This window comes from Pseudomonas sp. Irchel 3H3, assembly GCF_900187635.1.
Lineage (GTDB): Bacteria > Pseudomonadota > Gammaproteobacteria > Pseudomonadales > Pseudomonadaceae > Aquipseudomonas.
Map to the genome: position 1 here is coordinate 129,720 of NZ_FYEC01000006.1, position 25,705 is coordinate 155,424.

The 25,705-nt window shown below is 60.8% G+C and carries 22 protein-coding genes and 1 pseudogene; 10 read left to right on the forward strand and 13 right to left on the reverse strand.

Annotated features, from left to right (window positions below):
- Positions 1–39 precede the first annotated feature (39 nt).
- Together CKW24_RS09460 and CKW24_RS09465 are read right to left on the reverse strand one after the other, a co-directional pair.
- Positions 40–609 (reverse strand): lipocalin family protein, encoded by a 570-nt coding sequence (locus CKW24_RS09460; RefSeq protein ID WP_095167329.1) that lies wholly within the window; start codon positions 607–609, stop codon positions 40–42.
- A gap of 31 nt (positions 610–640) precedes the next feature.
- Entirely contained in the window at positions 641–895 is a 255-nt protein-coding gene (locus CKW24_RS09465; protein WP_095167330.1) for a hypothetical protein, read from the reverse strand.
- Positions 896–923: 28 nt separating this feature from the next.
- Between CKW24_RS09465 and CKW24_RS09470 the strand changes: the two genes are divergently transcribed.
- The gene (locus tag CKW24_RS09470) at positions 924–1,163 is read left to right on the forward strand and encodes a hypothetical protein (RefSeq protein WP_143501172.1); all 240 of its coding nucleotides are present in this window, start codon (positions 924–926) and stop codon (positions 1,161–1,163) included.
- A gap of 100 nt (positions 1,164–1,263) precedes the next feature.
- Here the strand turns inward: CKW24_RS09470 and CKW24_RS09475 are convergent, their stop codons facing one another.
- From CKW24_RS09475 to CKW24_RS09495, 5 genes are all read right to left on the reverse strand, one after another.
- Positions 1,264–1,866 (reverse strand): DUF924 family protein, encoded by a 603-nt coding sequence (locus CKW24_RS09475; RefSeq protein WP_095167332.1) that lies wholly within the window; start codon positions 1,864–1,866, stop codon positions 1,264–1,266.
- Between the two features lie 3 nt (positions 1,867–1,869).
- Complete coding sequence (locus CKW24_RS09480; protein ID WP_095167333.1) at positions 1,870–2,880, reverse strand: class 1 fructose-bisphosphatase; 1,011 nt, start codon at positions 2,878–2,880, stop codon at positions 1,870–1,872.
- 138 nt (positions 2,881–3,018) lie between these two features.
- Positions 3,019–4,389, reverse strand: a complete 1,371-nt coding sequence (locus tag CKW24_RS09485; RefSeq protein ID WP_371917578.1) for a DUF3999 domain-containing protein — start codon at positions 4,387–4,389, stop codon at positions 3,019–3,021.
- Entirely contained in the window at positions 4,386–7,949 is a 3,564-nt protein-coding gene (locus tag CKW24_RS09490) for a DUF2339 domain-containing protein (RefSeq protein WP_095167335.1), read from the reverse strand. Before CKW24_RS09490 ends, CKW24_RS09485 begins: the two co-directional genes overlap by 4 nt.
- 107 nt (positions 7,950–8,056) lie before the next feature.
- A complete protein-coding gene (locus tag CKW24_RS09495) occupies positions 8,057–10,507 on the reverse strand; it encodes a glycogen/starch/alpha-glucan phosphorylase (RefSeq protein ID WP_095167336.1) in 2,451 nt (816 codons plus the stop codon).
- Positions 10,508–10,723: 216 nt separating this feature from the next.
- On the opposite strand from CKW24_RS09495, the gene CKW24_RS09500 reads away from it, so the two are divergent.
- Positions 10,724–11,158, forward strand: a complete 435-nt coding sequence (locus tag CKW24_RS09500) for a YkgJ family cysteine cluster protein (RefSeq protein ID WP_095167337.1) — start codon at positions 10,724–10,726, stop codon at positions 11,156–11,158.
- 203 nt (positions 11,159–11,361) lie between these two features.
- Here the strand turns inward: CKW24_RS09500 and typA are convergent, their stop codons facing one another.
- Both typA and thiI read right to left on the reverse strand, forming a co-directional pair.
- Positions 11,362–13,182: a translational GTPase TypA gene (gene typA, locus CKW24_RS09505; protein WP_095167339.1), complete on the reverse strand. Its 1,821-nt coding sequence runs from the start codon at positions 13,180–13,182 to the stop codon at positions 11,362–11,364.
- Between the two features lie 139 nt (positions 13,183–13,321).
- Complete coding sequence (thiI, locus tag CKW24_RS09510; RefSeq protein WP_095167341.1) at positions 13,322–14,776, reverse strand: tRNA uracil 4-sulfurtransferase ThiI; 1,455 nt, start codon at positions 14,774–14,776, stop codon at positions 13,322–13,324.
- Positions 14,777–15,107: 331 nt separating this feature from the next.
- Between thiI and glnA the strand changes: the two genes are divergently transcribed.
- From glnA to ntrC, 6 genes and pseudogenes are all read left to right on the forward strand, one after another.
- Positions 15,108–16,514 carry a type I glutamate--ammonia ligase gene (gene glnA, locus CKW24_RS09520; protein WP_095167345.1) on the forward strand — a complete coding sequence of 469 codons (1,407 nt, stop codon included), beginning with the start codon at positions 15,108–15,110 and terminating at the stop codon, positions 16,512–16,514.
- A gap of 84 nt (positions 16,515–16,598) precedes the next feature.
- Entirely contained in the window at positions 16,599–17,336 is a 738-nt protein-coding gene (locus CKW24_RS09525) for a hypothetical protein (RefSeq protein ID WP_256585438.1), read from the forward strand.
- An 86-nt stretch (positions 17,337–17,422) separates the two neighbouring features.
- A complete protein-coding gene (locus CKW24_RS09530; protein ID WP_095167347.1) occupies positions 17,423–17,932 on the forward strand; it encodes a DUF4124 domain-containing protein in 510 nt (169 codons plus the stop codon).
- A 35-nt stretch (positions 17,933–17,967) separates the two neighbouring features.
- A pseudogene (locus CKW24_RS09535) lies at positions 17,968–18,383 on the forward strand (penicillin-binding protein); the annotation flags it as partial.
- 230 nt (positions 18,384–18,613) lie between these two features.
- Positions 18,614–19,699 (forward strand): nitrogen regulation protein NR(II), encoded by a 1,086-nt coding sequence (gene glnL / locus CKW24_RS09540; protein WP_095167348.1) that lies wholly within the window; start codon positions 18,614–18,616, stop codon positions 19,697–19,699.
- Positions 19,696–21,132, forward strand: a complete 1,437-nt coding sequence (gene ntrC, locus CKW24_RS09545) for a nitrogen regulation protein NR(I) (protein WP_095167349.1) — start codon at positions 19,696–19,698, stop codon at positions 21,130–21,132. Before glnL ends, ntrC begins: the two co-directional genes overlap by 4 nt.
- A gap of 512 nt (positions 21,133–21,644) precedes the next feature.
- On the opposite strand, the gene CKW24_RS09550 is transcribed toward ntrC, so the two are convergent.
- Positions 21,645–22,085, reverse strand: coding sequence for a hypothetical protein (locus CKW24_RS09550; RefSeq protein ID WP_095167351.1), 441 nt, complete (start codon positions 22,083–22,085; stop codon positions 21,645–21,647).
- Here CKW24_RS09550 and CKW24_RS09555 point away from each other — a divergent pair.
- A complete protein-coding gene (locus CKW24_RS09555) occupies positions 22,084–22,539 on the forward strand; it encodes a tRNA (cytidine(34)-2'-O)-methyltransferase (protein ID WP_032862277.1) in 456 nt (151 codons plus the stop codon). The genes CKW24_RS09550 and CKW24_RS09555 overlap by 2 nt on opposite strands.
- A gap of 111 nt (positions 22,540–22,650) precedes the next feature.
- Here the strand turns inward: CKW24_RS09555 and secB are convergent, their stop codons facing one another.
- Genes secB through CKW24_RS09570 form a run of 3 tightly spaced genes read right to left on the reverse strand, consistent with a single transcriptional unit; the run spans position 22,651 to position 23,842 of the window.
- On the reverse strand, positions 22,651–23,133 hold the full coding sequence (gene secB / locus CKW24_RS09560; RefSeq protein ID WP_095167353.1) for a protein-export chaperone SecB: 483 nt from the start codon (positions 23,131–23,133) through the stop codon (positions 22,651–22,653).
- Positions 23,134–23,172: 39 nt separating this feature from the next.
- Complete coding sequence (grxC, locus tag CKW24_RS09565; RefSeq protein WP_095167355.1) at positions 23,173–23,427, reverse strand: glutaredoxin 3; 255 nt, start codon at positions 23,425–23,427, stop codon at positions 23,173–23,175.
- 1 nt (position 23,428) lies between these two features.
- Positions 23,429–23,842 carry a rhodanese-like domain-containing protein gene (locus CKW24_RS09570; protein WP_095167357.1) on the reverse strand — a complete coding sequence of 138 codons (414 nt, stop codon included), beginning with the start codon at positions 23,840–23,842 and terminating at the stop codon, positions 23,429–23,431.
- A 155-nt stretch (positions 23,843–23,997) separates the two neighbouring features.
- Between CKW24_RS09570 and gpmI the strand changes: the two genes are divergently transcribed.
- A complete protein-coding gene (gene gpmI, locus CKW24_RS09575; RefSeq protein ID WP_095167359.1) occupies positions 23,998–25,527 on the forward strand; it encodes a 2,3-bisphosphoglycerate-independent phosphoglycerate mutase in 1,530 nt (509 codons plus the stop codon).
- Positions 25,528–25,705 lie beyond the last annotated feature (178 nt).

A 25,705-nucleotide genomic window follows, 5' to 3' on the forward strand; every position in this document is an offset into this window, starting at 1 on the left:
CGACACATTCGCCATCGCCGGCAAGCCTCGTTTCTACGGTTACTTCGAGGTCTTGGCCATCCGCGTATCCGACACACGCCAGATCAGGCGAGTGGTGTCGTAGCCCTGCTGACGCGCTCTGCTCAGCAGTTCTTCACGGGTCTCGGCGTTGACCTCCGGCTTGCGTGACAGCAGCCAGAGGTAGCGGCGGTTGGGGTTGCCGACGATCGCGGTCTGATAGTCATCGCTGACGTACAGCACCCAGTAATCGCCCTTGACCACTCCCGGCAACAGGCGGGTAAACCAGTTATCGAAATTCACCCACAGCTTGTCGGTCTTGCCCGGCACCTGCGGCGTCGCCGTGCCCCGGGCTTCTTCCCAGGTCCATTCTGGCGTCAGGCAGCGGTTGAGCACGTCCATGTCGCCGTCAGGCTTGAGGGCGTAATGGGCCTCGGACTGGGCGCAGTTGCGCTGGAAGTACATGGGCATGCGCGCCAACTCGTACCATTTGCCCTGGTAACGCTTGAGGTTGACGTTATTGGCCGTTTTCGGTGCCAGCGAATCATCGCCAGAGGTGGCACAGCCGGCCAAGAACAGACCGGCTAAAAGAACTAATACAAACCGCATCATTATTTTTCTCCCGTGGGCGCTTGGCCCCGGTTTACTTCAGGCCTTGCCCGGAAAACATCAACACTTTGTCACCGGCAAACTGCACGCTGATAAAGCTGTTCTTGTCGCCCCAGGTGCAGCTGGACATACCCAACGCGCCGGAGCAATCGGCAGGTTTGCCCAGCAGGGTTTCGACCTCGGCCTTGGGCATGCCCGCCGAAAGTTTCGAGTAGTTTTCCTGGTTGACCTTGCTGCATGCGGCCAACAGCACGCAAAACGACAGCAAGGCGATAGATCGCAGCGACATGGTGAAACTCCTGGAAAGAGACGCTGGCATGGCTGCCAACCAAAAGCTTAGAAGAGAAATCGCCCATCTGGTTCCCACCGCAGGCGGGTATTTCTTGAACGGTCAGATCGACGCTCAAGGCTCGAATCGGACACCTTTTTGCGGTGTACGACATTTCGTCGTTTTTTGCCAAACCCGTCTCATCTTTGCCGTCGTGGCGCAGTCAGTGCAAAAGATGATCGAAGAGCTGTCACCGACCTCATCGCGGGCAAGCCCGCTCCCACAATGATCTTCGGTGGACACAAATAGTGTGTACGACAGAGATCCCTGTGGGAGCGGGCGCCCGCTTGCGGCTTGCCCGCGATGGCGGCATCAGCAACAACAAAAAGCTAGAACCGCGACCCCGGCTCACGCAAAAACGCGACCTCTTCGGGCGTACTCTCACGCCCCAGGATCGCATTGCGATGGGGAAAGCGGCCAAACCGCGCGATGATCTTTTGATGCCGTTCGGCGTAATCGAGGTTATCGGCAAACACCTCGCGCTGTGCCTGGGGCTGCTCGGCCAGCAAGTCGGCAAAACGCGAAATCGCCTCGTTCTGCACCGCCAGATGCTCGCAGTGCTCGAACACCAGGTAGATAAAGACGCGCTGGATCGCTGGCAACTGCCGATCGAAATCCGCGGCTATGCCTTGCGCCACAAGCTGCTGGGCACGCAGGTCACCGGAAAATGCAGCGGGGGTATCGCGATAGATCATGCGCGGCAATTGGTCGAGCAACAACACCAGGGCCAGCCAACCTTCGGGACGTTGCGTCCACTCGGTCAATCCGCCGGCCAGTGCCTGGTCCACCAGGTCCGCAAAACGCTCACGCGCCTCACGGTCCTGGCTGTCACGCTTGCCGAACCACAGACCGCCCTGTTGCGCCGCCACTTCGTTGGGGTTGTCGGCTGTACCGAACCACCATTGGAGCAACGGCAACCAGGGCGCGGTCATGGTTTATTCCTTGTGGTAAGCCGTGGCGCGTTCGACTTCTTCTTTCGAGCCGAGGAACACCGCTACGCGCTGGTGCAGGCCATCGGGCTGGATGTCGAGGATGCGCTGGTGACCGTCGGTGGACGCACCGCCAGCCTGTTCCACCAGGAACGACATCGGGTTGGCTTCGTACATCAGGCGCAGCTTGCCCGGCTTGGACGGCTCGCGGCTGTCGCGCGGGTACATGAACAGACCGCCACGGGTCAGGATGCGGTGCACGTCCGCGACCATCGCGGCAACCCAACGCATGTTGTAGTTCTTTTTCAGCGGGCCTTCTTCGCCAGCCAGCAACTCTTCAACGTAGCGTTGTACCGGAGCTTCCCAGTGACGCTGGTTGGACATGTTGATGGCGAATTCCTGGGTGGCCGCAGGAATGGTGATGTCTTCGTGGGTCAGGACGAAGCTGCCCATTTCGCGGTCCAGGGTGAAGCCTTTGACGCCGTCGCCCAGGGTCAGCACCAGCATGGTCTGTGGACCATAGATGGCATAACCGGCAGCTACCTGCTGGGTGCCTGGCTGCAGGAAGGCTTTTTCATTCAGGGGTTCGTTCTGGGTCAGGTACTCGTTCGGGCAACGCAGTACCGAGAAGATCGTGCCGACCGGGGCGTTGATGTCGATGTTCGACGAACCGTCCAGTGGGTCGAATACCAGAAGGTATGCGCCTTTCGGGTACTTGCCCGGGATCTGGTAGGCATTGTCCATTTCTTCGGACGCCATGCCGGCCAGGTGACCGCCCCATTCGTTGGCTTCGAGCAGGATCTCGTTGGAGATCACGTCGAGCTTCTTCTGCACTTCGCCTTGCACGTTTTCAGTGCCCATGCTGCCCAGAACACCGCCCAGGGCGCCTTTGGAGACGGCGTGGCTGATTTCCTTGCAAGCTCGCGCCACTACTTCGATCAGGAAACGCAGATCGGCAGGAGTGTTGTTGCTACGGGTCTGCTCGATCAAATAGCGACTCAGGGTAACGCGGGACATGTAAGGCTCCGGAGAAGTGGGGGCTAAAAACCCGCGCAGTTTAACGCGAGTCGTTACGCAATTGCTCTTATCAGACGAGATTCGCCTGACAGAGTTCATGCGCCGGGTTGAGCGTAGTAGCAAAAACGCAGATTTGGATCAGGGTTTGACCGCCGGCTTGCGTAACAAACTGAAGGCCATGGCCGCCAGGAACAGTACGCTGAGCAACAGTACAGCCCACAGGCCCAGCTTCTTCCAGTCGGTCTCTTGGGCCAGAGGCGGCACTACGACCGGCGGAGTCACCAGCGTGCCCTCCTCGATCCGGGCCCGGCCGAGACTCTCCAGGCGCTTGGGGCTGATGTCCGGGATCAGGGTAGCCAACGGCAGGCTCGCGGTTTTTTCACTGCTGCTGCCCAGTGCCAGGCGGTAAGGCCCGGCACCCCGGGCGAGGAATACCAACTGGGTCGCGCGCACCGCATAACGCACGCTGGGCGCCTCGGCACCCAAACCGCCACCGCGATCATCGACGGTCAATTTCAACTGCTGCACCACCTGCCCTGGCAGTTGCAACTGGTCTTGCACCACGTCCTGGCCGTTCTGGGTCAGGCGGTAGAGCAAACCGCTGCTCACGGTCTGCCAAGGCAGGCTGGCGTCGCGACGCCCGGCCAGCGACACCGGCGCCAGGCTGTTGGCTTCGGTCAATTGCACCTGGAGGCGTTCGACACGCAGGCCCATCGGCAACTGCCAGGTGTATTCACCGGCCGGGGTACGGCTGCCGGCCACCGGCTCGGACCACACCAGGGGCTGCGCCGGGCTGCTGGTGGTCAGGCTCTGCAACAGCGCCGAGGTCAGTACCGGGGCCGCCTGCGGGGTTTGCCACAGCAATCGCAGGTAACGCGCCCGTTGACCGGGCAGCGCGACTTCATGCTGCTCAACCCGTTCGTCGGCAAACGACAGGCGCGCCACTTGCCCTTCGCCCCAGGCCTGCCAGTTCTGTAAATCGTCACTGGCTTCGATACTGAATCGCTGGAAACCGTCCTGCTCGCTGGACCAGTCGAGGATCAATTGCTGCAACGGCGCCTTGATTGCACTGGCGTCCAGCAGCCAGCCACGGCGCACTTCCTCACCGGCCTCCAGCTGGCTGGACGGTTGCACCTGCACCAGGGTGCCGGCGGCATTGGACAACACACGCACGTTCGGCACCGCCGAGCCGGCATCGGCCGAGTCGTACAACGGGAACCACTTGACCTCATGCAGTTGCAGGCTCTCACCACTGGGCGCTTGCTCGCGCGTCAGCGAATAGGCCTGCACTTCACCGGCCGCATTGAACACTCGCACATCCGCCAGATCGCTCTGATGGGCGTGCAGTTGCACGGCCAGGGGCAAATCGAGGCGGTACCAGGGGCCTTCGCCGCTGAGGGTCAGCGGCACGTGAGTGGCGAAGTTCGCTGCGGTTTGCGCGGCCTGCGCCGACAGCACCATGCAGCATCCAAGCACAGCCAGCCAGCGCGGGTTCAACATCATGTTCAAGACGACACTCCTTCAGATTCATTGGCCGCTTCATGCGGCTCAGGCGCAGCTTCGACTCGTTTGGGCGGCAGCGGCGCGAAGTAGCCGACCACCAGCAGCAATACGCCAACGCCAATGAACGACACGATACGTGCCAACCCACCGCGGTTGCTCAACTCGACAAACACCAGTTTGGCCACCACCAGCGCGATCAGCGCCGCGCCCACCAGCCAGACTTCCCGACGTTTGCGCAGGTGCCCGCCGATCATCAGGCCGAGGGCGATCAGGGTCCAGACCAGCGACAGGCTGGCCTGCACCAGCATCGACCCGAGCAATGCATCCAGCTCATATGGCACGCCACCCCAATGGTGGGCGCTGCGCATCACCACGGCGGTGAAGAACGCGAACAGCGACACCCCAACCACAACATCGCTGGCGAGCCCCGCGTGCTCGAAGCGGATGGCCAATTGGCCCTGGGCACTGCGCGTCCACGCATAGACGCCGAACAAGGCGAACAGCAGGCCGATATCCAGTGGGTTCAGTAGCGGCACGTAGGGCAACGGCTCGGCGTTGCCGGAGCTGACCGTGTTGGCCAACCAGAACCAGCCCAGCATCAGCACCGCCAAGGGCAGCGCGGCATACAGCCGGTACTCGCGGGCATAGGCCGACACCGGCCACGGCCAGGCACGTGGCGCGGCCATCAGCACCAGGTACAGGCTCGGCAGAATCGCCCAGCCCAACCAACGCCAGGCATTGTACTGCTCGGACAGCACCAGCAGGCCGTAGCGTAACTCCAGCGCCAACACCCCGATCAACAGCCAGCAACCCAGCACATGAGCCACGCTCGCCACCGGTTGCACGAGCATCGGCGCCAGACGCCGCAACGAAACGAAATGCACGGCGAACACCGCCGCCCACGCCAGCCAGCCGAAATTCGCCGCCGGGTGATAACGCCCATGGGACGCCGCCCACAACAACAGACTGGCCGCCGGGATCAACAGCGTGCACAGGATGCCCAGGGCCGACCAGTTCAGGCGCAAGGCCAGCCAAGTCCACAGCGCCACACTCAACGCTGCGCAGCCCAGCAACAGCGCGCCAGACAACTGCACCGGCGCAAAACGCAACACCTCGGTCAGCAGGGCCAATGCCCACCAGGCCGCGCCCCACGCCAACAGCAACTCGGACAAGCGCCGCAGGCTCAAGGCATCAAACGCACTGGCATGGTTGCCCACCTGCAAGCGCCAGGCCCCGACCATCGCCGCCAGCCCCAGCACCATGGGCGTCCAGAACCCGCCATGGGCCAGCGGCCGCAAGCCTTGGTGATCCAGAGGCCCGAGCAAGTCCGGGCCGGCGATCAGGAACGCCGCGCCGCCGATCACCTGCAACACCAGGCCAAAGACAAAACTCAGGCGCTGCTGCAAGTACAGGCTCAACCAGATGATCAACACCCCACTGGCGGCCCACACCGCACTCGCGGTTTGCCAGGGCAGGACAAACAACACCGCCAGGTTGATCAGCGCCAGGCCCGCCAACAACACCAGTGACAAGCCGCGCAGCAAGCGCAGATCGCTGCGCACCATGCTGTCGCGGGCGGCGAACAGCATCCCGCCGATCAATGCCAGGCCAATCAACGATGCGGCCAGCAGACCGCTCCAGCCGGTGTTGAACACCGCCGTCGAATCGCCGCTGGCACCCTGCAGCCGTAGCAGGAACAGCACGCCACCGAGCAGTTGCACGGCAAACGCGGTGAACAGGAAAGTGCGCGATTGCAGGCGCAGTCCGACGAACAAGGTCGCCAATCCCGCCAGGGCCCAACTGATGGCCGTGCCCTGGGTGAAGAAGAACAGCGGTGCCAACAGATAAAGGAACGTCAGGCCGGCGCAGGCCAATATCGGCATGCCTTGGCGCTCCCAAGCATGGCTGTGCCCAGGTGCCGCAGCGCGCAGCTGATAGAAGGTGAACAACAACGCCAGGCCGAGCATCAAGGCGCCCAGCGGTGCCCCCTCGATCAGGCTGCTGACGCCGACATCCAGCTCGCTGAGAAATGCCAGCGCCGAGCCCAACTGCAGCAGCAAGGCAAAGGCCCGTGCCAGCGGCCGCTGCTGGCGCAAGCCGAGCCAATAGATACCCGCGCCTTCGACGGCCCAAGCGGCGGCCGTCCAACGTGCATCCAGACCCAGGGGAATGGCCAGGCTGGCAAAGATCACCCCCAGCGCCAGGCACGTCTCACCCAGCAACAGCGCGCGCCCGCCACTGAGTACGCGGGCCAGGCCCATGTAGATAAAACCCAGCAGCAGCGCACTGAAGGCCGCTGCGAACTCCAGGTGATGCACCAGCGCGAACTGCAAGCCAAAGCCCACCAGCGGCGGGCCGAACAGCAGCGTGCCGTCGACGTAGTCGCCCTTGCGCGCCGACCAGTGCAGCAGTGCTTCGCGGTCGCCGTCCAGCGGGGCGTCGCTGATCTCCAGCAACTTGCGCCGGGCGAACAGCAGGCCGATGGCCAGGTACATCAGGAAGAACAGCATCAGGAACGGCTCGGTGCTCCACAGCAGTTCCGGGGTATAGGAGCGCAAGCCCCAGGCCAGGCCGATGCCGAAGGTGCCGACGAAGCCAATCAGGTTCAACAGGCGCCAGGCCTTGAACCAGGCGATGCCGAGGATGCCGGCGTTGAGCAGGGCGAAGTAACTGAACAGCGCGACATGGTTGCCGGCACCGGTGGAGGTCAGGATGGGTGCGGCGAATCCGCCCAATGCCGCGGCGCAGGCCAGGGTCAGGGAGTCCTGGGTGATCGCCAGGATCGCCGAAAACACCGTCACCGCCACCAGCAGGCCGAGGGCCGCCGTCGGATCGAGCAAAGGGTGCAAGCGCATGGCGGCGAACACGGTGAGGTACAACACGGCAATCCCGGTGCCCTGGAGGATCAACGCGTACTGGGTGTTGCGCAGCCGCAGCCACCACCCCAGCCCCAGCAAGGCCAGGGCCGCCGCCGCAACGCCGGCATAGCGCAACTCGATCGGCACCACCATGCCCTCGGTGGCGTAGCGCAGCAGAAACGCCAGGCCGAAGAACAGCAGCACCACACCCACTCGCAGCACCGTGTTGCCGCCAAACAGCCAGTCACGCGCACCGGCGATGGCGCGGTCGAACAAGTTGGGCGCGCGAGGCGCCGGGGGCTGGGGAGCGGCGAATGGCTCAGGCTGGGGCGTCCACAGGTCGACCGGTGCAGACTCGACACTGGCTTGGGCCATGTTGATTTCAGGCGGTAGCTCCCAGACCAGCTCGGACGCGGCAGGCGTTGGCTCGAGTTGAGGCGCTGGCGCCGGGACAGTCTCAGCATGGGAGAGCGGCTCGGCAGCAACGCCCCCGCCCTCCAGCGAGGCCAGGCGCTGCTCGACCGCACCCAAGGCCACCTGGGCCAGCTTCAATTCACGCCCCTGCTGCAAAGCTTGCGCATTCAAGCGTTGCAGCACAAACGCCTGGCCAGCACCCAGCCCGATCAGCGCACCGATCAAGGCGTCGCTGAACGACTCATCGAGCAGCCAGCCGAGCACCAGCCCAATCAGCATGAACATCCATTGCATGGTCGATATCCCTTCGCGTAGGAGCTGCCGCAGGCTGCGATTGGCCCGCTACACCAGTATATCGATCCCTCCCACCCGAACTACGAGACTTTTCTTAAAGGCCTCCCCTACTCCAGCGCCTTCCAGATATCCGTGGCGTACTCGCGGATGGTCCGATCCGAGGAAAACCAGCCCATCCGCGAACTGTTGAGCACCGCTGAACGCCACCACTCCTTGGAGTCGTGCCAAAGGGTCTCGACGCGCATCTGCGCGGCCCAGTAGGAGTCGAAGTCGGCACAGACCAGGAAGCGGTCGTACTCGATCAAGGAGTCGATCAGGCCGGTGTAACGCGCCGGATCATCCGGCGAGAACACCCCGCTGCGAATTGCCTGCAACACGTCATTGAGCCGGTGCGAGGCGGCAATGTCCGGGGCGGCGTGGAACTCGTGGTTCTGCTTGCGCGCCTCGACCTGCTGGGCACTCAGGCCAAAGATGAACATGTGCTCGGCACCGATGCGCTCGCACATTTCCACGTTGGCCCCGTCCAGGGTGCCGATGGTCAGGGCGCCATTGAGGCCGAACTTCATGTTGCTGGTGCCGGACGCCTCGAAGCCGGCGGTGGAGATCTGCTCCGACAGGTCGGCCGCCGGAATGATGCTTTCGGCCAGGCTGACGTTGTAGTTGGGCAGGAACACCACTTTCAGCAGGCCGCGCACGGTCGGGTCGTTGTTCACTGTGCGGGCGATGTCGTTGGTCAACTTGATGATCAGCTTGGCCTGGTGATAACTGGCCGCCGCCTTGCCGGCGAAGATCTTCACCCGCGGCACCCAGTCGGTCTCAGGCTCGGCGCGAATCGCCTGGTACAGCGCCACCGTGTGCAACAGGTTGAGCAACTGGCGCTTGTACTCGTGGATCCGCTTGACCTGCACGTCGAACAGCGCCGCCGGGTTGACCGCAATCCCCAGGCGCTCGTGAATCAAATAGGCCAGGGCTTTCTTGCTGTGCAGCCGCTGCTCGGCGAACTGCTTGCGGAACGCCGCTTTCTCGGCAAACGGCTCCAGGCCCTGCAACAGTTGCTCGGGGTTATCCAGCAGCTCCGGCCCCAGGGCATCGACCATCATCGAGGTCAGTTCCGGGTTGGCCTGGTACAGCCAGCGGCGGAAGGTGATGCCGTTGGTCTTGTTGTTGATCCGCTCGGGGTAGAGCTTGTGCAGTTCGGAAAATACCGTGCTGCGCATCAGTTGCGTGTGCAGGCCGGACACGCCGTTGACGCTATGGGAGCCGAGGAACGCCAGGTTGCCCATGCGCACCCGGCGGCCGTTGTCTTCCTCGATCAGCGACACCGCGCGCAGCACGTCGAAGTCGTGGATGCCCTTGGCCCGCAATGAGTCGATGTGCTGGGCGTTGATCAGGTAGATGATCTGCATGTGCCGCGGCAGCATTCGCTCCATCAGCCCTACCGGCCAGGTTTCCAGCGCCTCGGGCAACAGCGTGTGGTTGGTGTAGGACAGGGTATCGACCGTGACCTGCCAGGCCGCATCCCACTCCACGTCGTAGATGTCGACCAGTTGGCGCATCAGCTCGGCCACGGCAATCGAGGGGTGCGTATCGTTGAGCTGGATCGCCGCATGATCGCCCAGGGTCAGCACCGAGCTGTGCATGTTGCGATGGCGCCGGAGCAGGTCCTGCAGGGACGCGGCGACAAAGAAGTACTCCTGGCGCAGGCGCAGTTCTTGCCCCGCTTCGGTGCTGTCGGCCGGGTAAAGCACCCGGGAGATGCTTTCGGCCCGGGCCACTTCGGCCACCGCGCCCAAGTGGTCACCGGCGTTGAAGCGCTCCAGGTGCAGGTCCTCCATGGCCCGTGCCCGCCACAGGCGCAAGGTGTTGACGCTGGCTCCGCGCCAACCGACCACGGGAGTGTCGTACGCCACCGCGCGCACCGTTTCCGAAGGCGTCCAGACTTGCTTGCTCTTGCCGCCGGCATCGATGACGGTCTCAACACTGCCGCCAAACCCGATCGGGTAGATCACCTCCGGCCGCTCGAACTCCCAGGGGTTGCCGAAATCCAGCCAGTGCTCGGTCTGCTCCTGCTGCCAGCCATCGACAATCGCCTGGCGGAACAGGCCGTGCTCATAACGAATGCCGTAGCCATGCCCGGCGATGCCCAGGGTCGACATGCTTTCCATGAAACACGCGGCCAGGCGGCCGAGACCACCGTTGCCCAAAGCGGCGTCCGGCTCCAGCAGGCGGATCCGCTCCAGGTCGACCCCCAGCTCGGTCAAGGCCTCGCGGGCTACGTCGAGCAGGCCCAGGTTGCTCAGGCTGTCGTAGAGCAGGCGGCCGATGAGGAATTCCAGCGACAGGTAGTACACCCGCTTCTGGCCTTTGCGGTAAATCTGCCGCGTATGGTCCATCCAGTGCTCGACCATGTGATCGCGCGCTGCCAGCGCAATGGCCTCGAACCAGTCGTGGTCGAAGGCGTGATCCGGATCCTTGCCGACGGCATAGGTGAGTTTGGTCAGGACGGCTTCGCGAAATGCGGCCACCTCAGCTTCGCGAACAAGTGGTTCTTGAGTCATCGATAGGGCCTCGGGCGAGCATGGAATTGACTGAGCCTAGACGGTCTGACAAACGGTGCAGTCGCTGGTTCGGGTGTTTTGCACAATCACCTGAATTGAGCGGTTCAGAAACAAAAGGATGCAGGGGGCGTGCCGGATCCTTGAAAAAGTTGTTCAAAAAACCACCAATCCCGTATCATCCCGCGCCCGGATACAACGCTCCCCCTTGGAACCCTGATGAAGCCTCAACTGATCGCCGCCGCGGAACTCGACCGTCTCGAGACCTGGCAGAAATACTCCAGCCATATGTGCGGCGGCTGCGTGTCCAGCTGCTGCACGCTGCCAGTGGAGGTCAAGATCAAGGATCTGATCCGCATCGGCATCGTCGATGAGTTCGAACGCGGCGACCCGCCGAAGAACATCGCCAAGCGCCTGCAAAAGGAAGGGATCGTCGAGCGTTACAACCAGAAATCGGAAATCTTCACGCTCCAGCGCATGAGCAACAACGATTGCCTGTATCTGGATCGTAAGAGCCGTTTCTGCACTATTTATGACAAGCGCCCGGATACCTGCCGCAATCACCCCAAGATCGGCCCACGACCAGGCTACTGCGCCTACAAGCCCAAGGAAGTGGTGCGCGATACCCAACGGCGGACGCTGGACAAGTTCTGATCTGGATTTTGTATGGCTCCAAAGGCCCTCATCGCGGGCAAGCCCGGCTCCCACACGGACCGAGTTGCCTGGCTGAACGCGGTAAATTGTGGGAGCTGGCTTGCCAGCGATAAGGCCCACACAGTCATCACATAATCCCAGACGAACAAAAACGCCCCCGACCTTGCGGTCGGGGGCGTTTTTTTGCCCGCTAACTAAGTGACTTAGTTATTGGACTTCTTGGCAGCGCGGGTACGCTCGCTTTCGCCCAGGATCTTCTTACGAAGACGGATGGACTTAGGAGTGACTTCACACAGCTCGTCTTCTTGTACGAATTCCAGAGCTTGCTCCAGAGTGAAACGTACAGGCGGAACCAGAGCGATGGTTTCGTCTTTACCCGAAGCACGCATGTTGTCGAGCTTCTTGCCTTTAGTCGGGTTAACACCCAGGTCGTTGTCGCGGCTGTTCAAGCCAACGATTTGACCTTCATAGATGTCCTGGCCGTGTTCGATGAACAGCTTGCCACGCGACTGCAGGGTTTCCAGCGAGTAGGTCAGCGCCTTACCGGTAGCAACCGATACCAGCACGCCGTTCTGACGGCCGGACATGTCGCCGGACTTCATCACGTCGTAACGGTCGAAGATCGAGGTCAGGATGCCTGCACCGGAGGTCAGGGTCAGGAACTCGTTACGGAAACCGATCAGGCCACGGGCCGGGATGTTGTACTCAAGGCGCACACGGCCCTTGCCATCCGGAACCATGTTGGTCAGGTCGCCCTTACGGATACCGATCTGTTCCATGATCGAACCTTGCGATTCTTCCGGCAGGTCGATGGTCACGTTTTCGTACGGTTCGTGCTTGACGCCGTCAACCATGCGGATGATCACTTCCGGACGACCAACACCCATTTCGAAGCCTTCGCGACGCATGGTTTCGATCAGTACCGAGAGGTGCAGCTCACCACGGCCGGATACTTTGAACTTGTCAGCCGAGTCGCCTTCTTCAACGCGCAGAGCAACGTTGTACAGCAGCTCTTTGTCCAGACGTTCCTTGATGTTACGGCTGGTCACGAACTTGCCTTCTTTACCGCAGAAAGGCGAGTCGTTTACCTGGAAGGTCATGGAAACGGTTGGTTCGTCAACGGTCAGCGGAGTCATTGCTTCGACGTTCAGTGGGTCGCACAGAGTGTCGGAGATGAACAGCTGGTCGAAGCCGCTGATGCAGACGATGTCGCCGGCAGCTGCTTCTTCAACGTCGATGCGGTGCAGGCCGTGGTGACCCATCAGCTTGAGGATACGACCGTTACGCTTCTTGCCGTCGGCATCGATAGCCACGACCGGAGTGTTCGGCTTGACGCGACCACGAGCGATACGGCCAACGCCGATAACACCCAGGAAGCTGTTGTAGTCCAGAGCGGAGATCTGCATCTGGAACGGACCGTCACGGTCGACTTTCGGCGCTGGTACGTTGTCGACGATCGACTGGTACAGCGGGGTCATGTCTTCAGCCATGTCGGTGTGGTCCAGACCTGCAATGCCGTTCAGGGCAGAGGCGTAGACCACTTTGAAGTCCAACTGTTCTTCGGTAGCACCCAGGTTGTCGAACAGGTCGAAGATCTGGTCCAGAACCCAGTCCGGACGTGCGCCTGGACGGTCAACCTTGTTGATTACCACGATTGGACGCAGGCCGGCTTCGAAAGCCTTCTTGGTCACGAAACGGGTTTGCGGCATAGGGCCGTCTTGAGCGTCAACCAGCAGCAGAACGGAGTCAACCATCGACATTACACGTTCAACTTCGCCGCCGAAGTCGGCGTGGCCCGGGGTGTCCACGATGTTGATGTGGTAGCCGTTCCAGTTGATGGCGGTGTTTTTCGCCAGAATGGTAATACCGCGCTCTTTCTCCTGGTCGTTGGAGTCCATCACGCGCTCGTCGTTGAGCTCGTTGCGCTCCAGGGTGCCGGATTGACGCAAGAGTTTGTCTACCAGGGTGGTCTTACCATGGTCAACGTGAGCAATGATGGCGATGTTGCGTAGATTTTCGATCACTTGTGTATCTCGATCAGAGGATTCGGTGTGCTGACAGGTCGTGGCAGCGATTTACAGTAGAGTCAGGCCTTGCCGTTACAGCTTGACGGCAGAGTCGGGGGGCCGGTGACGCAGGCCACAGGCAAACAGCCCCGGGCTCTTAGCTCGGTCGATAAACGCGCACATTGGCATGCCCCTCACTGAGCAAATGGTGGGCATGCAGGCGACTCATCACGCCTTTGTCGCAATACAGCAGGTACTGGCGAGTAGGGTCCAGTTCCTTGAAACGAGCGTTCAGTGCATAAAACGGCATCGTTTGTACCTCGACGCCAGCCAGGGCGAGCGGGTCGTCTTCAGCAGCATCCGGGTGACGGATGTCGATGACGATCTGACCTGCCAGCGCTTCGCTGACTTCTTCAATTTGCACGTCCTGGCCCAACTCGTCGATTACCCGATCGATCGGCACCAGTTTGGCGTTCTCGAGCGCACGCTCAAGGACTGCCATGTCGAATTCTTTCTCTTCATGCTCCACGCGTGGACGCTTGGCGTGGGTCTTGGGGTTCACCGAGATGACCCCGCAGTACTCTGGCATGTGCTTGGCGAAGTCGGCGGTGCCGATTTCGTTGGCCAGGTCGATGATGTCCTGCTTGTGACTGGCGATCAGCGGGCGCAACACCAGCTTCTCGGTCACACAGTCGATCACCGACAGGTTCGGCAGCGTCTGGCTGGAAACCTGGGAGATCGCCTCACCGGTCACCAGCGCCTCGATCTCCAGTCGATCGGCGATTCGCGAAGCAGCGCGCAACATCATACGCTTCAATACGACGCCCATATGACTGTTATCTACTTTGCCGAGAATTTCTCCCAGCACTTCCTCGAACGGCACACTGACAAATAACACGCGTTGCGAGCTGCCGTACTTCTTCCAGATGAAGTGCGCCACTTCCATCACGCCCAATTCGTGGGCACGCCCGCCGAGATTGAAGAAGCAGAAGTGCGCCATCAGCCCGCGCCGCATGATCTGGTAGGCCGCCACCGTGGAATCGAAACCGCCGGACATCAGTACCAGGGTCTGTTCCAGGGCGCCCAGCGGGTAACCGCCGATGCTGTTGTGCTGGTTGTGGATCACAAACAACCGTTTGTCGCGAATTTCGATGCGGACTTCAATTTCCGGGTCTTTCAGGGAAATTCCGGCGGCGCCGCACTGGCGACGCAGTTGGCTACCGACGTATTTCTCGACATCCATGGAGCTGAATTCGTGCTTGCCGGCGCGCTTGCAGCGCACCGAGAAAATCTTCCCGGCCAGCGCCTCGCCAAAGTGCTGCTTGCACTTGGCGACCACGTCGTCGAAGTCACCCAGCGGGTACTCGTCGACCTGCAGGAAATGCGCGATGCCCGGCATGCAGCTCAGGCGCTCGGTCATGTCCTTCAAGGCTTTGGGGTCAGTCAGCTGCGTTTCCAGCTCGAGATTGTCCCATACACCGTTCACCACCACAGCCGGGTCCAGATCGCGGAGCACGGCACGGATGTTCTTGGCCAACTGACGGATGAAACGCATCCGTACCGGGCGGCTTTTGATGGTGATCTCGGGGAAGACTTTTACGATTAGTTTCATGAAAACAGCGCGCGCTGGGCCAGCCGAAAAAGGGGGGCGCGGATTATAGCGGAAATTGCTCAAGGTTTAACCAGTTAATGTGCAGAAGGTTTTCAGTGCACCAAAACGGGTCATTTATGCTTTTGAGCGCTACATTAGGGGGCGCGATTTTGCACTTTTCCACGCTTTGCACCTTTATAAGCGTGATATTGGGGCAAAAAACCCAACTCGGGGCACTGGCATGCAATTTGCTCCCTTGTGAGGCAGGTTGCCTTGGCAGAGTATTCGCGCCGGCATCACCCACATTCTAAGGGCATCCACTACTCAAGCCCGAAGCCACCCGGAGGACACTATGTCGAAGTCGGTTCAACTCATCAAAGATCATGACGTCAAATGGATTGATCTGCGCTTCACAGATACCAAGGGCACTCAGCACCACGTGACCATGCCGGCTCGCGATGCGCTGGATGATGCTTTCTTCGAAGAAGGCAAAATGTTCGACGGTTCCTCCATCGCTGGCTGGAAAGGCATCGAAGCTTCCGACATGATCCTGATGCCGGACGACAGCACCGCTGTCCTCGATCCGTTCACCGAAGACCCAACCCTGATCATCGTCTGCAACGTGATCGACCCTTCGACCATGCAAGGCTACGACCGCGACCCACGTGCGATCGCCAAGCGTGCCGAGGACTACCTGAAGTCCACCGCTATCGGTGACACCGTATTCGTCGGTCCTGAGCCTGAGTTCTTCATCTTCGACCAGGTCAAGTTCAAGTCCGATATCTCCGGTTCGATGTTCAAGATCTACTCCGAACAAGGTTCGTGGATGTCCGACCAGGACGTGGAAGGCGGCAACCATGGCCACCGTCCAGGTATCAAGGGCGGCTACTTCCCGGTTCCACCGTTCGACCACGACCACGAAATCCGTACCTCCATGTGCAACGCCATGGAAGAGATGGGCCTGACCATCGAAGTTCACCACCACGAAGTGGCGACTGCCGGCCAGAACGAAATCGGTGTGAAGTTCAACACCCTGGTTGCCAAGGCTGACGAAGTTCAGACTCTCAAGTACTGCGTACACAACGTGGCTGTAGCTTTCGGCCGCACCGCTACCTTCATGCCTAAGCCTCTGTACGGCGACAACGGCTCGGGTATGCACGTTCACCTGTCCATCGCCAAAGATGGCAAGAACACCTTCGCTGGCGAAGGTTATGCCGGCCTGTCCGACACCGCCCTGTACTTCATCGGCGGTATCATCAAGCACGGTAAGGCCCTGAACGGCTTCACCAACCCGGCGACCAACTCCTACAAGCGTCTGGTACCAGGTTTCGAAGCACCAGTGATGCTGGCCTACTCGGCTCGCAACCGCTCCGCTTCGATCCGTATTCCTTACGTGTCCAGCCCACGCGCTCGCCGTATCGAAGCTCGCTTCCCGGATCCGGCTGCCAACCCGTACCTGTGCTTCGCCGCACTGCTGATGGCTGGCCTGGACGGCATCCAGAACAAGATCCACCCTGGCGACGCTGCTGACAAAAACCTGTACGACCTGCCGCCTGAAGAGGCGAAAGAGATCCCACAAGTTTGCGGCAGCCTGAAAGAAGCCCTGGAAGAGCTGGACAAAGGTCGCGCGTTCCTGACCAAAGGCGGCGTGTTCTCCGATGACTTCATCGACGCTTACATCGCTCTGAAAAGCGAAGAAGAAATCAAGGTTCGGACCTTCGTACACCCACTGGAATACGAGCTGTACTACAGCTGCTGATCCGGTAGCGCTGCGGCACGCGGCGTGACAAAAAAGAGGCCTCCTTCGGGAGGCCTTTTCTGTTTTCCGAGAAAAATAATTCGGATGGATACGACTAAAAAGCGCCTTCATCAAAACAATAACTTACACAAACACGACTGGCTGCAGACGCACCACTCGTTACTATCCGCTGCATTGCTCCTCCTTGGCGGATTCACGATGAACTTCCCCTGCAATAAAGCTTTCCCATTCGTCTTGATGTTCAGCTTCTCTGCTTGCGTCCAGGCAGCAGACAGCCTCTCATCAACCACCCGATTTCAAGAGGCAGGCTGGTACCTGGAGCAACCGGACCCGTACAACCCCATCGCCAGCGCCCGACTGAAAGGAGAGGCAAGCCATGGCGACAGGACCAGCCCTGCCATACTGCAAGTCACCTGCTTCCCATCCCCGCGACGCGCCGACATCTCGCTATACACATCAACGGCTCAATTAGGTTTCAATCCTGAACCCTTTCACGGCCCCGATGCCGTATCCACAGGGCCGCTAAGCCTCACAACCGGCAAGAGTGCGCCCCTCGACTACGCGGTTAACGGCTTTTACACGGCGGAACAAGCGCGAAAGGGCGATTTCGTTTTTTCATTGTTCGAGTCAACCAATCACCGGGAGCTGAATGAATGGACAACAGAAACTACTCGAGGCCAACCGATCAACATGACACTACCTTCAGCCATAGAAGGTGACCTCCCATTGGTCGCCACGTTTGTTCTGCCGCAGGACGACAGCGGATTGCGCAAGGTGATCGGTCCTTGCCTGAGCGCTTCCGGATCAGCTGATCGGCGCTGACATCAACATCGGGATGCAGCAATCTATGCCGAGCCAGTACCCGTCGCCTATGCTCCCACTCAACGTTTTAGTTTCTGGTCGATTTCATGGGTCGTGGTTTTCTATTTATTTGTCTGTTGATCGCCCTTCCCGCCGCAGCGCAGATCTATAAGTACACCGACGCCGACGGCAACACCGCCTACAGCAATCAACCGCCCGATGGCGTCAAGGCGCAGCCGGTTGAACTGCCGCCGCTCAATAGCGTGGAACGCCCGCCACCTCCCACCATGTCTACCGACGCCAACAGCAGCAAACAGCCTCGCAGCGCCTACGAGCTGCTACAGCTGACCGGCCTGCCCACCGACGAGGCCTTGCGCGCCAACAACGGCACTTTCACCGTCAGCGTGCTGATCAAGCCCCGCTTGCAAGCGCCGCATGTGTTGAGGCTGCTGCTGGACGGTCAACCCTACGGTCAACCCAGCAACGTGCCGATCCTGCAACTGGCGAACATCGACCGGGGTGAACACAGCCTGGCGGTGCAGGTGATCAATGAAGAGGACGTCCTTCAGCAAAGTCCGAGCGTGACGTTCACCGTGCAAAGAGTTCATAAACCATGAGGTTGTGGGCGTTGATGGCAGCGAACCCGCCCGAAGAATTGCCGCTGTTTCACTACGACTTGCTGCGCATTCTGGTGCCGGAGCCAGACGCGACGATCCGCAGCAATGCCGGCGATATTATCGTCAGCGTCACCAATGAACCCGGTCTGCAACCGGGTCATCGCTACCGCCTGCTGCTCGACGGCCAACCCACAGCCGAACCCGGCCCGAGCCCGGTTTCCCCCTGACCAATATCGATCGCGGCAGCCACAACCTGTCAGTGGAAATCCTCGACGAACAAGGCCGCACCATCGAACGCACGGCCAATCAGCCCTTCCACATGCTGCGCACCTCACTCGCGCAACAACGCAGGGTCAAGCCCTGCACCCTCGCCGACTACGGCCAACGGCCGGAATGTCCCCTCGAAGACAAACCGGAAGAAGAAAAAAATCCCTTCCTGCGTTTGTTCTAACGTCGTTCAGCTTTGCGCACTATATTGGTGCAATAGGTTGCACCATTCCCACATCGCAACCCATTTTGGTTCGAAAGTACCCGCGAAAGCTGGCAAAACGCCACGCAAACGAGCGTCAAACGCCCGTTTCAGGCCTTAATTGCTTCTTTTCGGAGCCTTGGTTTGGTTTTTGCATTTTCCCCGCATCAGCGCTTGTTTCTTGCGCACGCTCCGCCCCAGAAGAGGTCCCGATGACCATTAGCGACGCACTACACCGTTTGCTACTCGACAACCTCACCACCGCCACCATTCTGCTCGACGCCGAACTGCGCCTTGAGTACATGAACCCGGCAGCGGAGATGCTGCTGGCTATCAGCGGTCAGCGTAGCCATGGGCAGTTCATCAGCGAGTTGTTCACCGAGTCCACCGAAGCGCTGAACTCCCTGCGCCAGGCAGTCGAGCAGGCACACCCGTTCACCAAGCGTGAAGCGATGCTGACGGCCCTTACTGGCCAGACCCTGACTGTCGACTACGCGGTAACACCCATTCTCGCCAACGGCGCCACCATGCTGTTGCTGGAAGTCCATCCCCGTGACCGCCTGCTGCGGATCACCAAGGAAGAGGCGCAGTTGTCGAAGCAGGAAACCAGCAAAATGCTGGTGCGCGGCCTCGCTCATGAAATCAAGAATCCGCTCGGCGGAATTCGCGGCGCGGCGCAATTACTCGCCCGCGAACTGCCGGAAGAAAGCCTGCGCGATTACACCAACGTGATCATTGAAGAAGCCGACCGCCTGCGAAACCTCGTCGACCGCATGCTCGGCTCGAACAAACTGCCGTCGCTGGCCATGTGCAACATCCACGAAGTTCTTGAGCGCGTGTGCAGCCTGGTGGAAGCGGAAAGCCAAGGCTGCATCACTCTGGTGCGCGACTACGACCCGAGCATCCCGGACGTGCTGATCGACCGCGAACAGATGATCCAGGCCGTCCTCAACATCGTGCGCAACGCGATGCAAGCCATCAGCAGCCAGAACGAGCTGCGCCTGGGCCGCATCACCCTGCGCTCGCGGGCCATGCGCCAGTTCACCATCGGCCACGTGCGCCATCGCCTGGTGACCAAGATCGAGATCATCGACAACGGCCCCGGGATTCCCGCAGACCTGCAGGAAACCATCTTCTTTCCCATGGTCAGCGGCCGTCCGGACGGTACCGGGCTGGGCCTGGCCATAACCCAGAACATCATCAGCCAGCACCAGGGCCTGATCGAATGTGACAGCCATCCAGGCCACACCACCTTCTCGATCTTTCTGCCACTGGAACAAGGAGCCACATCGACATGAGCCGTAGTGAAACCGTGTGGATCGTCGATGACGACCGTTCTATCCGTTGGGTCCTGGAAAAAGCCTTGCAGCAGGAAGGCATGACCACGCAGAGCTTCGACAGCGCCGATGGCGTGATGAGCCGCCTGGCGCGCCAGCAACCGGACGTGATCATCTCTGACATCCGCATGCCGGGTGCCAGTGGCCTGGATCTGCTGGCACGGATTCGCGAACAGCACCCGCGCTTGCCGGTGATTATCATGACCGCGCACTCCGACCTGGACAGCGCTGTCGCGTCCTACCAGGGCGGCGCGTTCGAGTACCTGCCCAAGCCGTTCGACGTCGACGAGGCGGTGTCATTGGTCAAGCGCGCCAACCAGCACGCCCAGGAACAACAGGGCCTGGAAGTGCCCGTCGCCCTGACCCGTACCCCGGAAATCATCGGCGAAGCGCCAGCGATGCAGGAAGTGTTTCGCGCCATCGGGCGCCTGAGCCACTCCAACATCACCGTGCTGATCAACGGCGAGTCCGGGACCGGTAAAGAGCTGGTGGCCCACGCCCTGCACCGCCACAGCCCACGGGCGGCCTCGCCGTTCATCGCCCTGAACATGGCGGCGATCCCCAAGGATTTGATGGAGTCCGAGCTGTTCGGCCACGAGAAAGGTGCATTTACCGGCGCCGCCAACCTGCGCCGTGGACGTTTTGAGCAAGCCGATGGCGGCACGCTGTTTCTCGATGAAATCGGCGACATGCCGGCCGACACCCAGACCCGCCTGCTGCGGGTCCTGGCCGACGGCGAGTTTTACCGGGTCGGCGGCCATGTACCGGTCAAGGTCGACGTGCGCATCATCGCCGCGACCCACCAGAACCTGGAAACCCTGGTCCACGCCGGCAAGTTCCGTGAGGACTTGTTCCACCGCTTGAACGTGATCCGCATCCACATCCCACGCCTGTCGGACCGTCGCGAAGACATTCCGACCCTGGCCAAGCACTTCCTGGCCCGCGCCGCACAAGAGCTGGCGGTGGAGCCAAAGCTGCTGAAAAGCGAAACCGAGGAATACCTGAAGAACCTGCCGTGGCCAGGCAACGTGCGCCAGCTGGAGAACACCTGCCGCTGGATCACGGTGATGGCTTCGGGGCGTGAAGTGCACATCGGCGACCTGCCGCCGGAGTTGCTGAGCCTGCCGCAGGACTCGGCACCGGTGACCAACTGGGAACAGGCCCTGCGCCAATGGGCCGACCAGGCGCTGGCTCGTGGCCAGTCGAGCCTGCTGGACAGCGCGGTGCCGGCGTTCGAGCGCATCATGATCGAAACCGCCCTCAAGCACACCGCCGGCCGCCGCCGCGATGCTGCGGTTTTGCTGGGTTGGGGGCGTAATACCCTGACGCGCAAGATCAAGGAACTGGGGATGAAAGTTGATGGTGGGGACGATGATGAAGGGGATGAGGGTTAGATCCTTCACCGACCTGTAGATCCATTCGCGGGCAAGCTCCGCTCCCACAGGTTTTGCACAATCCTGTGGGAGCGGGCTCGCCCGCGATGCTTTCAGGGCAATCGTGCACCGACTGAAAGCACCGTGACCCGCGATCGCGCACGGCAACAGATCCGAAATCCCACCTGCACCTGCAATCAAACCCCTATCAAAAAAACACCAAAGCCCCGAAATACAGGGCTTTCGCCGCCCAACACAACATTTTGTTTCAACTCGTTAAAACCTGGCACGCCCCCTGCAATAGTTCATTCAGTGATTCAGTTCACTACCCGGTTTCGGGGACCTTGGTACAGGCAGGCCGGGGATTCCCCTCTTTACATCGGGCTCACACCGCACAAGCGACGAGCCCAAGCAGTTTTGGGGCCCTTGATACAGGCAGGTCAGGGGTTCCTTCTTTACACCGGGCTCACGACGCAACGCGTGAGCCCTGCCGTTTCGGGGTCCTTGGTACAGGCAGGCCGGGGATTCCTCTTTTATTGCTCCTGGAGATGGATCTCCAACCGCCAGCGATCATCCACCTCGCTGCCGGCCCAATCGCCCTTCAGCGGCCGGGCCGCCACCAGCGTCAGCAACAACCCCTTGTCACTCAAACGCACCCGCCAGTTCACATCCTTATCGTTGAGCTTGAGCTGGCCTTTCTGTGCCTGCCCCTGGGCCTCGAACAGCAGCGCGAGGCTGCCGTCGATCAGTTCACCATGGGTCTTGGGCGCGTGGTTGAACCACACCACCAGGCCATCCCCGGTGACCTCGACCTGCTGCAGCTCGGTCGGCTCGGGGGTGGTCAGGCGACCGATCATCAACCCCACCATCAGGCCGACAATCGCCAGCGAGGCCATCACCCGCGGCAATAGCTTCGATCGCCGATCCACTTCCGGCGTAGAATGCCGTCCATCTTTACCTTCGGAGCCGTGCATGTTTCACGTCATCCTTTTTCAACCAGAAATTCCGCCGAATACCGGCAACGTTATCAGGCTGTGCGCCAACAGCGGCTGCCACCTGCACTTGATCGAGCCACTGGGCTTCGAGATGGATGACAAGCGCCTGCGTCGGGCCGGCCTCGACTATCACGAGTATGCCACCTTGCAACGGCATGCCGACCTTGCCAGCTGCCTGGAAAGCCTTGGCCATCCACGCCTGTTCGCATTCACCACCAAGGGTTCGCGGCCGTTTCACGACGCCAGTTTCGCCGAGGGCGATGCGTTCCTGTTCGGCCCGGAAAGCCGTGGCCTGCCGGCCGAGGTGCTAGACGCCCTGCCCGACGGCCAACGCCTGCGCCTGCCGATGCGCGAAGGCTGCCGCAGCCTGAACCTGTCCAATACCGTGGCGGTCGCCGTATACGAAGGCTGGCGGCAGCTGGGCTTCAAATAACCCACCGGCGATTTTTCGCCAGGCCAAAACAATCGCGGGCAAGCCCGCTCCCACAGGTTTTGCACAATCCTGTGGGAGCGGGCTTGCCCGCGATGTTGTCAGCCGCGCTGCTTACTGAACGGTCTGAGCGCCGTCCTGCTGCATGCGTTGCACTTCTTGCGCGTACAGCGCGTCGAAGTTGACCGGGGCTAGCATCAGGGCCGGGAACGAACCACGGGTCACCAGGCTGTCCAGGGCTTCGCGAGCGTACGGGAACAGGATGTTCGGGCAGAACGCGCCCAGGGTGTGGCTCATCGAACCTTCGTCGAGGTTCTTGATCAGGAAGATACCGGCCTGCTGGACTTCGGCGATGAAGGCCACTTCGTCACCGTTCTTCACGGTCACGGACAGGGTCAGCACCACTTCGTGGAAGTTGTCTTCCAGTACTTTCTGACGGGTATTGAGGTCCAGACCGACGCTCGGCTCCCACTGCTGGCGGAAGATCGCCGGGCTTTTCGGGGCTTCGAAGGACAGGTCACGTACGTAGATGCGCTGCAAGGAGAATTGCGGTGCGGTTTCTTCTTCGCTAGCTGCAGTGTTCTGTTGGTCAGTCATCTCAGATCCTTTCTGATCTTGGGTCTTATAGGGAAGGAATTAGGCCTTGAGCAGCGCGTCGAGCTTGCCAGCGCGGTCCAGGGCAAACAAATCATCACAGCCACCGACATGGGTGCTGCCAATCCAGATCTGCGGCACGGACGTACGCCCGGCCTTGCTGGCCATTTCGGCACGCACCTGTGGCTTGCCATCGACCTTGATCTCGTCGAAGGCTACGCCCTTGTTTTCGAGCAGATACTTGGCGCGCGAGCAATAAGGGCAGTAATCGCTGGAGTAGACGACGACGCTGGCCATATCACTTCACCAGCGGCAGGTTATCGCCCTTCCAGCTGGAGATCCCGCCGGACAGCTTGGCGGCGGTGAAGCCGGCCTTGAGCAGTTCGCGCGCGTGGGTACCGGCTGTCTGGCCCATGGCATCGACCAGGATAATGGTCTTGGCCTTGTGCTTTTCCAGCTCGCCGACGCGGGCAGTCAGTTTGTCGTGTGGAATATTCAGCGCGCCAACGATGTGACCGGCGGCGAAATCCTTGGCCGCACGGATGTCGATCACCACACCAGCGTCCTTGTTGACCAGGCTGGTCAGCTCACCGGTGCTCAGGCTGCGACCGCCGCCCTGCATTTGATAAGCGATCAGCAACGCCAGCAGTACGACGAAGATACCGACGAGCAGATAGTGGTTAGTGGCAAATTCAATCAGGTGAGCAACCATCGAAGGAGGTTCCAGGGCGTTAAAATGTCGGCCAGTATACACAGCCACTATGGTGGGCCAAACCCCGTCCGGCGGTGACGCCGCCGGAACTTAGCTTTAAACTGCCACTCCCTTTTTTCATCGCCCCTTTTTTAACTCAGCCACGAGTGGAATCTATGACTACCACGCCTAAACCTTTGGTCCTGATGATTCTCGACGGCTTCGGTCACAGTGAGAGCGAAGAATCCAACGCCGTGTTCGCGGCCCGCAAGCCTGTCCTCGACCGGTTGTGCGCCACCGTACCGAACGGCCTGATCTCGGGTTCAGGCATGGACGTCGGCCTGCCGGACGGCCAGATGGGCAACTCGGAAGTCGGCCACATGAACCTCGGCGCCGGCCGCGTGGTGTATCAGGACTTCACCCGCGTGACCAAAGCGATCCGCGACGGCGAGTTCTTCGACAACCCGACCATCTGCGCCGCCGTGGACAAGGCCGTCGCCGCCGGCAAGGCCGTGCACTTCATGGGCCTGCTGTCCGATGGTGGCGTGCACAGCCACCAGGACCACCTGATCGCCATGGCCGAACTGGCCTTCAAGCGCGGTGCCGAGAAGATCTACCTGCACGCTTTCCTCGATGGCCGCGACACGCCGCCGAAAAGTGCCCAGTCGTCGATCGAACTGCTGGATGAAGCCTTCAAGACCCTGGGCAAAGGCCGGATCGCCAGCCTCATCGGCCGTTACTTCGCCATGGACCGCGACAACCGCTGGGACCGCGTCTCCCAGGCTTACAACCTGATCGTGGACGGCAACGGCGAATTCAACGCCGCGACCGCCCAGGAAGGCCTGCAAGCCGCCTACGAGCGTGGCGAGAGCGACGAATTCGTCAAGGCCACCACCATCGGCGAGCCGGTCAAGGTCGAAGACGGCGACGCCGTGGTGTTCATGAACTTTCGCGCCGACCGTGCGCGCGAGCTGAGCCGGGTGTTCGTCGAGGACAATTTCAGCGAGTTCGAACGTGCCCGCCAGCCGAAACTGGCCGGCTTTGTCATGCTCACCCAATACGCCGCCAGCATCCCCGCACCGTCGGCCTTTGCCCCGGGCAGCCTGGAAAACGTGTTGGGCGACTACCTGGCGAAAAACGGCAAGACCCAACTGCGGATCGCCGAAACCGAAAAATACGCCCACGTGACCTTCTTCTTCTCCGGCGGCCGCGAAGAACCGTTCCCGGGTGAAGAACGCATCCTGATCCCTTCGCCAAAAGTCGCCACCTACGACCTGCAGCCAGAGATGAGCGCGCCGGAGGTCACCGACCGCATCGTCGAGGCCATCGAGAACCAGCGTTACGACGTGATCGTGGTCAACTACGCCAACGGCGACATGGTCGGCCACAGCGGCGTGTTTGCTGCTGCAGTGAAAGCGGTCGAGTGCCTGGACCTGTGCGTCGGCCGGATTGTCGAAGCCCTGGAAAAAGTCGGTGGCGAGGCGCTGATCACCGCCGACCACGGCAATGTCGAGCAGATGGCCGACGAATCCACCGGCCAGGCCCACACCGCCCACACCACCGAGCCGGTACCGTTCATCTACTTCGGCAAGCGCGACCTCAAGGTCCGCGAAGGCGGCGTGCTGGCGGATGTTGCGCCGACCATGCTGATGTTGCTGGGGCTTGAGCAACCGGCCGAAATGACCGGCACCTCGATCCTGGTGTAACCCGCCCCATCAAACACCGCCAAACCCTGTGGGAGCGAGCTTGCTCGCGATAGCAATCTGACAGTCAACATCTACGTTGAATGTTATGGCGCCATCGCGAGCAAGCTCGCTCCCACATTGGTTTTGGGGTGTTTTCAGAGGTAACTCTGCTCCAGTTATCACACCGCCCTAATTGGGC